The sequence below is a fragment of the Mucilaginibacter pineti genome (assembly GCF_900101875.1).
GTDB classification, from domain to species: domain Bacteria; phylum Bacteroidota; class Bacteroidia; order Sphingobacteriales; family Sphingobacteriaceae; genus Mucilaginibacter; species Mucilaginibacter pineti.
In genome coordinates, this window is record NZ_FNAI01000006.1 from 211,801 (window position 1) to 223,955 (window position 12,155).

Genomic DNA, 12,155 nt, shown 5'->3' on the forward strand with positions numbered 1-12,155 from the left:
TCACTTTGCTATAAAATCAAACAAAAACATTAACTGTACTACCGGCAAATACATAAACGAGCCAAACATCAGTTTGCGGGCCGCCTCAATTTGCTGGGTGCGCAGCAGGTTATAAGCCTGGTATAAAAATACTATACTGCATACCAATGATACCGCCCCTACATAGTAACCGCCGTAACCGTAAATGGTTGGCAATAAACTCACTGGTAACAATATCAATGTAAATATAAAGGTTATTACCGCACTTCCTAAATTACGTTCGCCAGTTGGCAACAGTCTGAAACCTGCCAGTTTATAGTCATCATCCAGCACCCAGGCAATAGCCCAAAAATGAGGGAACTGCCATACAAACTGAATACCGAATAAGATGAGCGCTATAGCATCTATCCTTCCATGCTGTTGTGCGGCTACATATCCAATAAGTGGTGGTAATGCACCAGGAATAGCGCCCACAAATACAGCAATTGGCGATTTACGTTTTAAAGGTGTATAAGCAAAAGCATACAACACTATGGAAAACACCGATAATAAACCAGTTAACATGTTTAGGCTACCCAACAGATATGTACCTGCCATACCCATTCCCAAACCTAACACGAGGGCCTGCCCTGTGTTCATCTTCCCGGATGGCAATGGGCGATCCATGGTGCGCTTCATGAGCTTATCCAGGTCCTTTTCAATGATCTCGTTGAATGTATTTGCCGCGGATGTTACCAGTAAGCCGCCTATGATCAGCTTTACCCAGTTTAACCAGTCGATATGACCGTTTGCCCGGCTGCCTATCAAAAATGATATAGATGCCGAAAACACCACCAAAAAGGTGAGCCTGGTTTTTATCAACTTTGAATAATCACTCCACTTCAATTTCTTACTCCTCCTGCGTTAACCGACTGATGTAAATTCAGCAGTAAATAAAATTGTGCACCAAATACTAAACTGGCCAAAACTATATGTGCTGCCTGTGCAAATGGCGGCAGCGCCCAGTATGATAATAATATACCGGTAACAATTTGCAGCATGATCATTAAAAAGTTAAAGCTCATTAACTGCTGCTGCACCGAATGTCTGCTGAAGCGCTTACGGATAAGCGCATAAAGCATTATGTTAATCACCAATACCAAAACTGCCAGATCCCGGTGATGTGCGAAGATATCGCCAGCGCTTTTTATCCAGCTATCACGGTAACCTCCCTGAAAATGGTTAGCTACTGAATCTATCTTTTCCCGTACTTCGGTACCAAATGTTATCTGCACCGTACTCAATACAAGGGCTATCAACGTAATAACGTATATAATCGGACTTGTACTTAATTTGCTGTTGCCAGCTACTCTTGCCAAATGGTAGGTGTAAATACATAAGGCCAAAATAACCAGCGCCAATAACATGTGTACTGTAACTATCCACGCCACCAAATTGGTTGATACCACTATAGAACCAAGCCATGCCTGAAACCCTACAAAGATCCAGTTAAGGACGCTTAATACCGGGATGCGCTTATCTATGTTCCAATAACTGAAGGAGTATACTGCCATTAACAACAGGAATATTCCTGATATGGCGCCAATTAAACGGTTGATATACTCTGTCCAGGTTTTGCCGGCGTTAAACTCTTCAGGGGTAAGGATAGACCGGTCTTCGCGGATGCGTTTAGCCAGATCGCTGTAGCCAAATACATCTAATGTTTTTGCGAAGCGCTGATTTTTAGCCAGTCGTTTCTCTACGTATTTCTGCTTGTAATCGCTGGGCAAATCGGCACTGCTAACCGGCGGAACATACCTTCCAAAACACTTAGGCCAGTCGGGGCATCCCATTCCTGAACCGGTACTTCGCACAACACCGCCAGCAAGTATCAAAACAAAAAGAATAACAATTGTTATGAGGTTGATGCTTTGAAACCTATGTTTTGATGTAGATATACTCATTTAAGTATTTCTAAAAATTTAGGGTACCCTTGTCTTAATTTGAAGATTTGAGAATTTGAAGATTTGAAAATAAAGCATCTTCAAATTAGCACATTTTCAAATCTTCAAATTAAAGGAGGTACCCTAAAAGATCAGATCAGTATTAAGATTATTTTACTTCTTCGTTTGCTTTCAGCGTACTTGTAAATTTGTTTTGCTCCTCTAAACCAACAGGGTTATCTTCAAAATCATGCGGAAGATTTGAGCTCATGGTTTGAGAGAAAGGAGTAGTTTGTGGTATATAATCCTCTTCGGCACCTGGCTTGCTGTAATCATATGGCCAACGGTAAACAGTTGGAATTTCGCCAGGCCAGTTACCGTGTAAGTGCTCAACAGGTGTAGTCCACTCCAGGGTATTTGCCTCCCAGGGATTTTGTGTTGCTTTTTTACCTGCAAATATCGATGTGATAAAGTTGTAAAGGAAAGCAACCTGTGCCAAAGCTGCCATAATAGCTGCCCAGGTAATAAATGTATTTACGGTTAACCAGCGTTGCATGCTTGCAAACTCGGTGAACGCATAGTAACGACGAGGTACGCCATCCAGACCCATAAAGTGCATCGGGAAGAATACCAGGTAAGCACCGATAAATGTTAACCAGAAGTGCAGATAGCCTAATTTCTCATCCATCATTCTGCCAAACATTTTAGGGAACCAGTGATATACACCGGCAAGCATACCAAATATAGCTGCCGAACCCATTACCAAGTGGAAGTGGGCAACCACAAAGTAAGTATCATGCAGGTTAATATCTAACGCGGCATTACCTAAGAAGATACCGGTTAAACCTCCTGATATAAAGAATGACACCATACCTATAGCGAACAACATTGCAGGCGTAAACCTGATGTTACCGCGCCAAAGCGTTGCCAGCCAGTTAAATGTTTTTACTGCCGATGGTACCGCGATGATCAAGGTAGTGATCATGAACACACCGCCCAGGAACGGATTCATACCCGTAACAAACATGTGGTGACCCCATACAATGAACGATAATACGGTGATACCTATTAATGAGTAAACCATCGCATGGTAACCAAAAATGGGTTTGCGTGAGTTTACAGACATTACTTCGGATGAGATACCCATTGCCGGCATAATTACGATGTAAACCTCCGGGTGACCCAAGAACCAGAATAAATGCTGGAACAGGATAGGGCTACCACCTTCATAAGGCTGAGGAACACCGTTTAATACGATATCAGAAAGATAAAAGCTTGTACCAAAACTACGGTCGAATATCAGCAATACAACACCTGCAACTAATACAGGGAACGCTAATACACCTAATACCGCAGTAAGAAATAATGCCCAGATAGTTAAAGGCATTTTCCAAAGATCCATACCTTTTGTACGCATGTTTAACACAGTACTTACGTAGTTGATACCACCCATTAATGATGATGCCACAAAACATACCATACTTATTAACCACAAAGTCATACCGGTACCCGAGCCTGGCATAGCCTTTGGCAGGGCCGATAATGGTGGATAAATTGTCCAGCCACCACTTGCAGGACCTTTTTGAACCAGGAACGATGACAACATGATAACACTGGCCAAAAAGAAAAACCAATACGACAGCATGTTCATGAACGGCGAAGCCATATCACGAGCACCTATTTGCAATGGAATTAATAAGTTGGCAAAAGTACCGCTCAAACCGGCTGTTAACACAAAGAACACCATGATGGTACCGTGAATGGTAACCAGCGAAAGATAAAACTCGGTGCTTATACGGCCGTTAGGTGCAAAGTGACCCAACAATGTAGTCAATAAAGGGAATGTTTTATCAGGATAAGCTAACTGGATCCTGAATAGTATTGATAATATCATCGCGATAACTGCCATAGTAATACCTGTTATCAGGAATTGCTTGGCAATCATCTTGTGATCCATGCTAAACACGTATTTAGACAGGAACGATTGATTATGATGGTGTTCGTGACCGTGTTCGTCGTGATGTGCTACTCCGTGATCGTGAACTGCTAATGTTGACATATCGCTCTTATATTATATTAATTATTTAACGCTAACCTGTTTTGAGATACTGACTTTGACGATTCCGCAGCTGCGAAATGCAATTCCTTTTTTAACTGGTCTGTTAAATAAGGTTTTTGTCTTGATAACCATGCCTGATATTCGGCTTCGGTAACCACACGCACAACTGCTTGCATGTTGTAGTGACCGCCACCGCATACTTTGTTACAGTAAACTAAGTATTCAAATTTAGGATCGTCTGTTTTTCTCCGCATTTCAGCGGTTGTAATTGTTGGGGTAAATTTAAAGAAGGTAGGCAATCCCGGTACCGCGTTTAGCTGAACCCTGAAGTGCGGCATATAAACACTGTGGATCACATCCTGTGCCTGTATGTTTAACCTTATTGTTTTGTGTACCGGCAAATACATGGTATCAACTGCAAGATCATCAAAGCTGCTGCGTTTTTTGAAGTTAACACCCAATTTATTAAAACCGGTAACCAATTTAAAATCCTTCGGGCCTAAAATACCGTCTTTACCAGGGTAACGTAGCTCCCATTTATACTGATGGCCGGTAATGTCAATATTAATATCGCCAACTTTTTCGCTGGTATCCATTATTTTTTGCCAGGTAAAGAAACCGAATACAACTAAAATGGTTAACACGATAGCTGGTGCTATGGTCCAGATCTTTTCGATGGTATTGTCGTGCGGTAAGAAGTATGCACGGCGTTTGTCTGAATGCCTGTATCTGAATAAAAATGTAAACAGTAAAATTTGGGTGATAAAGAAAACGATCATCGTTAACACGGTAGTTACGGTGAACATTTCATCAATATTAACACCGTGAGCCGACGCAGATTCTGGCAAGGTCATGCTGCCTTGCACAGTAAACGACCAGTATGCGCCATATATACCTGCAATCAGGAATACCAGGCATATAACGCCCATAACAGTATTCCATTTTAAGCCTTTTTTACCCTGAATTTTTAAGGTAAGATCATAGATCTTTAAAATTTTACCTATTACGGCAACACCCAGACAAATCAGGAAAAATATCAGCACGTAGTATGATACGCCAGCCCAGTCAACCTGTGGCGCTTCGGGTTCGCCGGCACCTGTTGCTGCCGGAGTTTGCGCCATCAGCACGTTTGTGCCCAAAAGCATGAACGCCGCGAAAAACGATAGTAATGTTTTAGAATTTATAAACTTTCTGAATGCCATTTTAATTTCAGTTTGGTATTCTGTATTTTGATGCAAATTTAACAAATATTATATGTGATGATGAAGGCTCTCCTGTAAGAACGGATGTTTTTTAGGAACAAGCGATTTAAACTTACTTAAAGCAGTCAGCATCAGGAAGGTAAATAAACCTGCAAAACCCAGGAATACACCAATTTCAATGTAATCAAATCGTCTACCTTCGGCACCTACTGTACCAGGCATGATCATTATGTAATAATCAAGCCAGTGACCAAATATTAAGATCACGCATGTTGTTGCCAATACGTTGGTTTTACGTTTTGAATCGCGGGCCATGATAATAAGCAACGGCGCTAAAAAGTTAATAACGATATTTAACCAAAACCAAGGTTTAAATTCAGGCTCCCATCTTCTGAAAAAGTAAACAGTTTCCTCAGGTATGTTGGCGTAGTAGATCAGTAAGAACTGTGCAAACCATACGTAGGTCCAGAATATAGAGAAACCGAATATTAACTGACCTAAGTTGTGCAAGTGATCTTGTGTGATCCACTCCATGTAACCCTTGGTTCTTAACCAGATAGCTGTTAATGTTATGATAGCCAACGTACTTACCCACATAGCGGCAAAGTTATACCAGCCAAACATGGTTGAGAAAAAGTGCGCTTCTAATGACATGATAGTATCAAAAGCAAATAAAGGCTGTGTAAATCCAAATACTACCAGGAATGCGGCAGAAATAGTAAAGCTTTTCTTGTAGTAAAATAAGCCGCCCAATTCATCCTCAGTTTCTGAGTATTTTACCAATAACCTGCCAAATATTGAATAAGCTCCTAAAAATAAAACCATACGGCCAAGAAAGAAGCCAAGGTTTAAGTAACCCGATTTACCTGCTAAAATAGCATCGTAATTGGCATTGCCTTTTGTGGTAACACCATCAAGTGCCCATATTTTATATAAATAAGGTGCAACAACGTGCTTGCCTTCAATTTCGGTATGGTGTGTAAAGTGCAAACCTGCGAAAACAATAACTATCAGTATAACGGCGGCTATCGGTAATACCTTGGCAAAAGCCTGTGGTATACGCAGCAATGAAGCAGACCAACCCGCCTGAGCAACATATTGCAGGGCGCAGAAAAATACACCTGCGGTACAAACGCAAGCAAAGTAATAGCTCATCAGCAATAAATTTGCAAATGTGCGCTCGCCCTGTCCTGTAAAAAAACCTATTAAAATAACTAAAACACCAACGGCTATTGCAGCTAAGCTATATGTTTTTACCTTTCCGGTAAATTCAAATTGCCCGTCTAAACTATTATGAGTATTCATCAATTCTAATTCTTATAAAGTTTGTAAATGGTGAACATACATGATCACTTTCCAGCGTTCTTCAGGAGCCAACTGTGAAGCGTAAGATCCCATAGCATTTACACCGTAAGTAATGGTATGGTATATTTTACCGTCAGTTAAATCTTTCATGGCACCACCGCGTGATGATTGTCCTTTTGAATATGATGGCGGCGGCGGATATCCGTGCTGAACTACCAAACCATCGCCCTGCCCGCTCAGACCATGACAAGGAGAGCAAAAGTGCTCAAACAAGATCTTACCGTCTTTATAGTTGGCCTGGGTTTGTGCAAGTACTGTTTTAACTTCAACACTTGCCAGTTCGTAACCGTCTTTTGTGTTAGGATAATCAAACTTTACAAAACCTACCGGTATAGTACCGGCTGGTGGTACCTGCGCGGTTTTACCATCTTTAAAGTTATTGTTCTTCTGATCCGGATCGTATGCGATGTGCTCATACATATTAGGGGCGTACTCCCATCCGGTACTCCTTTTATCCTTGCACGATGTAACTACAATCGAAGCAGCGATAACGATAACTATTGTTCCTAATATTCTAAATTTATTCATAGCTAACATATTTTCTGTCGTTATGCTTAACTTCACTTGCTCCTGCTTCTTTTAATATATTGGTAATATCCTCGTGTGGTATGTTTCCTTTAGCATCTATAGCAATTACAAACTTGTCATTGGTAGCTCTCAAATCCATAACCCTTGGCGCACGGCCCGGGAAAAGGTGAGTTGAGAAAAAGAAGGTAAATGCCATACCGTAAGAGGCAAAAAGCACCGTCCACTCAAAGGTTACCGGGATAAAATCGGGAATGGCAAAATAGTTTTTACCACCAATATCCATAGGCCAGTCATGTACCAGGAAATAATAAACCAAACCGAAGATAAGCGAACCGCCCACACAGCCGAACATGAATGCTGCATAGCCTAAGCGCGAATCTTTAATTCCAAGTTTTGCATCGATACCGTGTATCGGCATTGGCGTATAAACATCATAAATAGGAACGCTATTTTTCTGAAGTTTATCGATCCCGTGCATCAGTTCATCGGGATCATCAAAAACGCCTAATATATATTTGGTGCTACTCATTTGCTTATTTATACTTTTTCGTAATCAGAATGTTCAACACTATCAAATTTGATCAGGTTATCTTTGTAGAAATCTACATGAGCCGGATCTAAATGACCATCGTCAATAAGTTTCTTCTTAGCCTGCTCACTTGCGCTTTTCAGGATCAGTTTCACCTCGGCCATTGCCACAGATGGTAATACCCTTATGAACAACAGGAACATGGTAAAGAACAAGCCAATTGAACCGATAAATACACCAACATCTACCCAGGTAGGATAAAACATAGCCCAGCTTGATGGAATGTAATCACGGTGTAATGAAGTTACGATGATCACGAAACGCTCAAACCACATACCTATGTTTACGATGATGGAAAGTACCCATGAAATTGGAATGTTGGTACGTACTTTTTTAGACCACATCATTTGGGTCATCAGTACGTTACAGCCATACATCATACAAGCTGCCCACCAGTACGGACCAATAAACCTGTTTAAGAAGGTATACTGCTCGTATTCGCCGCCAGAGTAGTAAGCGATAAAGAACTCTGTAATGTATGCCACACCCACAACAGAACCTGTTACCAGGATAATTTTGTTCATGGATTCGATGTGGAACATGGTGATATAATTTTCCAGACCTAATACTTTACGTGTTACCAGCAATAGCGTTTGTACCATCGCGAAACCCGAGAAGATAGCTCCCGCAACGAAGTACGGAGGGAAAATTGTTGTATGCCATCCCGGTTCAAGGGAGGTGGCAAAGTCCATTGATACAATGGTGTGTACCGATAATACAAGTGGTGTAGATACACCGGCTAATATTAATGATACAGTTTCAAAACGCTGCCAGGTTTTAACCGAACCCGTCCATCCGAATGATAATACGGAATAGATGCGGCGGCGTAAGCCTGTAGCACGGTCACGGATGGTAGCGATATCAGGCAATAAACCTGTGTACCAGAATACCAATGAAACCGAAAAGTAAGTTGATATTGCAAATACGTCCCAGATAAGCGGTGAGTTAAAGTTAACCCATAATGAGCCGTACTGGTTTGGTAAAGGCAATGAATAAACAGCCATCCACGGGCGGCCCATGTGTGCGCCGATATAAGTGGCCGCGCAAATTACCGCGAAGATGGTCATCGCCTCGGCCGAGCGGTTGATGGAGTTACGCCAGTTTTGACGGAACAACAGCAATACTGCAGAGATAAGCGTACCGGCGTGACCAATACCTACCCACCATACGAAACCGGTGATATCCCATGCCCAGCCTACTGTTTTGTTAAGTCCCCAGGCTCCTATTCCGAACCAAAAAGTGTAGCTGATAGATACTACCCAAAGTAAGGCACCTAACGAAGCTACGCTAAATCCTATCCACCAGGCTTTACCGGGCATATTCTCTACAGGGCGCAATACATCGTCAGTGATCTGACCGTATGTGATGTTTTTACCCGTAATTAACGGTTCCCTAATTATTGATTCACTATGAGATGCCATATATTTTAATCTCTGTATATAAAAATTTTAAGCTTCTAATTCTGATAAATTTCTAACCTTAACCTGGTAACCGATACCTGGTTTTACGTTCAGTTCTTCCAACACGTAGTAAGTTCTTTCACTTGCCAATGCTTTTGAAACTTCAGAGTTAGGATCATTTCTGTTACCGAAAACAATTGCGTTTGCTGAACAGGTTTGCTGACAAGCCATTTTAACCTCACCATCCTTTAACGGACGTTTTTCGATCTTAGCTTTCAATTTACCTGCCTGGATACGCTGAACACACATTGAACATTTTTCCATTACCCCACGGAAACGTGTAACTACATCCGGGTTTAATACCAGTTGCGTATGCTCGTTGTTAAGGTAGTTGTCAAAACGTGAATCGTTCCAGTAGTTGAACCAGTTAAAGCGACGTACTTTGTAAGGGCAGTTGTTTGCACAATAACGTGTACCTACGCAACGGTTGTAAGCCATCTGGTTTAAACCTTCTGATGAGTGAACGGTAGCCAGTACCGGACAAACAGTTTCGCAAGGTGCGTGATCACAGTGCTGGCAAAGCATTGGCTGATGTACTACCGATACGCGATCGAAGTTATCCAGTTTGTCTATTTCCAGTTCTTTTGTAACCGCTTCTTCAGAGTTACCATTATCATTGTAGCTGTAGTAACGGTCAATACGGATCCAGTGCATTTCGCGGCGGCGGCGTACTTCGTCTTTACCTACAACAGGTATGTTATTTTCTGCATTACAAGCTACCACACAGGCACCGCAACCGGTACAGGCATTTAAGTCGATGGCCATTACCCAGTCATAAACAGGGCGGTCATGGCTATCCCATAAACTGGTAGTTTTGTCGTAATCTTTATGTTCGCCCTCGCTACCGCTTCCGGCTGCAGGGTTCTTTTTGTATTCGGTAAAGCTGGCTTCGCGAATTACACTACGACCCTCGTAAGAGTGGTGCGTTTGTGTTTGCGCAAGCGGCGATATAACACCGGTTGTTTTAAACTCGGCAATTGCAGTAGTCTGGAAAGTTCCGTTGCGGAAGCTGTAGAAAGGAAAAGCGTTTTTACCAACGTTATCACCTACCGGACCAGCATTCACACGACCGTAACCAACAGCTATTGAAATGGTTCCGGTAGCTTGTCCTGGCTGTGCCAATACAGGTACTTCAACCGAGTAACCGTTTGCAGTTACTTTAATTACATCACCTTCGTTAAGTTTAAGGTCTTTTATATCCTTGATAGAAAGGGCTGCAAAGTTATCCCATGTTACTTTAGAAACCGGATCTGGCAACTCCTGCAACCAAGGGTTGTTGGCACGCTTACCATCGCCAATTGCTTGTGACTGGTAAACCTGTAATTCAAACTTACCACCAGAAAGGCTGTTGCTGTGATCTAAAATTGTTTGAGCAACGGCATTCAGGTCGCGGGTGAAGCTGTAAGTACCAGCAGCAACCGGGGTAGTTTTGATCATTCCTGTTTGTAACAGAGATTCCCAGCCCTTTTGACCTGATAAACCAACTTTAGGGAATAAGTTTTTATCCCAGTTGTTACGTACGTAAGCGTAATAATCCTTAACGGCATTATCGCTCCATACTAATAAGCTATGCTCGGCTTGGCGGGTGTTGTAAACCGGGTTAATGGTTGGCTGCACAACTGTGTAGTAACCTTCAACCGCGTTAGCATCGCCCCATGATTCTAAGTAATGATGATTTGGAGCTATAACTGTTACCAGGTTAGCTGTTTCTTCGGCATGATCTGAGAATGATACTGATAAACGCACTTTTTTAAGTCCGGCGGTTACGTCGGCAGCTTTAAAGTAATCGTAAGCAGGGTTAGCATTCAGGAAAAACACCGCGCCTACATCACCACGGTTCAATTCGCTTACAAACTCAACAAAAGCAGCATCGTTACCGGCGTATTGTTTTGATGGGTTATCCAAATCGATAGTAGTACCGTAGCTGCCCAGCAGGGAGTTGATAGCATTTACCAATACCTGTGTAGCTACGTCGTTTGAGCCGGCTACTACTAATGCTTTACCTTTTGCTGCAAGTAATTCCTTTGCAACTAAAGTGATGGCAGTATCGGTAGTTTTGCTAAGTGCTTTTTTTGTACCCGGTAAAGTTGTACCTGCAATTGCATTGTACAGGCTGATGATTGCCGAACCTTCTTCAGATGGTTTAATCGGGAAGCGGTTATCGGCATTGGTACCGGTTAAGCTCATGCCGCTTTCAAATTGGATGTGACGTGACATCTTTTTCTTTTCCAGCGACTCGTTGTTACGGTTTGATACGTACTGACGGGTAAACTCTTCGCCAGAGATCCATGTTCCAAGGAAATCGGCGCCGAAGCTTACAATTATATCAGCCTTATCAAAATTATAGTGAGGCAGTACGGCTTTACCAAAACTGTTTTGATTAGCCTGGATAATACCTGTATAAGATACTGCGTCGTAATTGATGTGTTTGGTAGTTGGGTATTTGGCAGTAAAATCTGCAATTACCGCTAAGGTAGATGGGCTGTGGATAGTTGAAGTAACTAAGCGGATGCCTTTACCTGAAGCTGCAACAGCGGCAAGTTCTTTGATAACAAAAGCATCAACTGCGTCCCAACCGGCATCGGTACCATTAATTTTTGGATCTTTCAAACGGTTTACATCATACAAATCCAAAACCGAAGCCTGGGCTTGTGCGCTTAATCCACCTTTTGCAAAAATATCGTTGGGGTTACCTTCTACCTTAATAGGGCGACCTTCACGGGTTTTTACCAAAATGGCCTGTCCTTCATAAGTTGAAGAATAGTAGTTGGCCACACCCGGGGTTACCTCCTCGGGCTTTATAAGGTAAGGGATCGATTTATGTACAGGAACCTTTTGACAAGCAGCCAGCGTAACAGCACCAACACCAAAGCCAAGCGCCTTTAAAAAGTCGCGGCGGGGAGTTTTAGCCGATAAACCAGATCCGCTAAGCACTTCCTCAATTGGAATAGGCTCTGCAAATTCGTTTTTATTTTTCTCAACAAATTCTGGTGTTCTGTTTAGTTCTTCTAAACCTTTCCAGTATTTTTTATTGCTGTCCATTTAAGCTAT

At 42.2% G+C, this 12,155-nt stretch carries 9 protein-coding genes; all 9 read right to left on the bottom strand.

Annotated features, from left to right (window positions below):
- Window positions 1-864: a heme o synthase gene (gene cyoE, locus BLS59_RS15020; protein ID WP_091150102.1), complete on the bottom strand. Its 864-nt coding sequence runs from the start codon at window positions 862-864 to the stop codon at window positions 1-3.
- The gene (locus BLS59_RS15025; RefSeq protein WP_091150103.1) at window positions 861-1,922 is read right to left on the bottom strand and encodes a COX15/CtaA family protein; all 1,062 of its coding nucleotides are present in this window, start codon (window positions 1,920-1,922) and stop codon (window positions 861-863) included. Before BLS59_RS15025 ends, cyoE begins: the two co-directional genes overlap by 4 nt.
- Window positions 1,923-2,070: 148 nt before the next feature.
- On the bottom strand, window positions 2,071-3,960 hold the full coding sequence (locus BLS59_RS15030) for a cytochrome c oxidase subunit I (RefSeq protein WP_205411274.1): 1,890 nt from the start codon (window positions 3,958-3,960) through the stop codon (window positions 2,071-2,073).
- Window positions 3,961-3,977: 17 nt separating this feature from the next.
- The gene (locus BLS59_RS15035) at window positions 3,978-5,162 is read right to left on the bottom strand and encodes a cytochrome c oxidase subunit II (protein WP_162842647.1); all 1,185 of its coding nucleotides are present in this window, start codon (window positions 5,160-5,162) and stop codon (window positions 3,978-3,980) included.
- Window positions 5,163-5,210: 48 nt separating this feature from the next.
- The gene (locus BLS59_RS15040; protein ID WP_091150106.1) at window positions 5,211-6,467 is read right to left on the bottom strand and encodes a quinol:cytochrome C oxidoreductase; all 1,257 of its coding nucleotides are present in this window, start codon (window positions 6,465-6,467) and stop codon (window positions 5,211-5,213) included.
- A 12-nt stretch (window positions 6,468-6,479) separates the two neighbouring features.
- Entirely contained in the window at window positions 6,480-7,064 is a 585-nt protein-coding gene (locus BLS59_RS15045; protein WP_091150107.1) for a c-type cytochrome, read from the bottom strand.
- Window positions 7,048-7,584 carry a DUF3341 domain-containing protein gene (locus BLS59_RS15050; RefSeq protein ID WP_091150108.1) on the bottom strand — a complete coding sequence of 179 codons (537 nt, stop codon included), beginning with the start codon at window positions 7,582-7,584 and terminating at the stop codon, window positions 7,048-7,050. The genes BLS59_RS15045 and BLS59_RS15050 overlap by 17 nt, the downstream gene beginning before the upstream one ends.
- 8 nt (window positions 7,585-7,592) lie before the next feature.
- Window positions 7,593-9,065: an NrfD/PsrC family molybdoenzyme membrane anchor subunit gene (gene nrfD, locus BLS59_RS15055; protein ID WP_091150109.1), complete on the bottom strand. Its 1,473-nt coding sequence runs from the start codon at window positions 9,063-9,065 to the stop codon at window positions 7,593-7,595.
- Window positions 9,066-9,092: 27 nt separating this feature from the next.
- Window positions 9,093-12,146: a TAT-variant-translocated molybdopterin oxidoreductase gene (locus BLS59_RS15060; RefSeq protein ID WP_091150110.1), complete on the bottom strand. Its 3,054-nt coding sequence runs from the start codon at window positions 12,144-12,146 to the stop codon at window positions 9,093-9,095.
- Window positions 12,147-12,155: the final 9 nt, after the last annotated feature.

Coding starts and splice junctions, on each gene's coding strand:
- BLS59_RS15025 (WP_091150103.1), bottom strand. CDS start 1,922: ATGAGTATATCTACATCAAAACATAGGTTTCAAAGCATCAACCTCATA.
- BLS59_RS15030 (WP_205411274.1), bottom strand. CDS start 3,960: ATGTCAACATTAGCAGTTCACGATCACGGAGTAGCACATCACGACGAA.
- BLS59_RS15035 (WP_162842647.1), bottom strand. CDS start 5,162: ATGGCATTCAGAAAGTTTATAAATTCTAAAACATTACTATCGTTTTTC.
- BLS59_RS15040 (WP_091150106.1), bottom strand. CDS start 6,467: ATGAATACTCATAATAGTTTAGACGGGCAATTTGAATTTACCGGAAAG.
- BLS59_RS15045 (WP_091150107.1), bottom strand. CDS start 7,064: ATGTTAGCTATGAATAAATTTAGAATATTAGGAACAATAGTTATCGTT.
- BLS59_RS15050 (WP_091150108.1), bottom strand. CDS start 7,584: ATGAGTAGCACCAAATATATATTAGGCGTTTTTGATGATCCCGATGAA.
- nrfD (WP_091150109.1), bottom strand. CDS start 9,065: ATGGCATCTCATAGTGAATCAATAATTAGGGAACCGTTAATTACGGGT.
- BLS59_RS15060 (WP_091150110.1), bottom strand. CDS start 12,146: ATGGACAGCAATAAAAAATACTGGAAAGGTTTAGAAGAACTAAACAGA.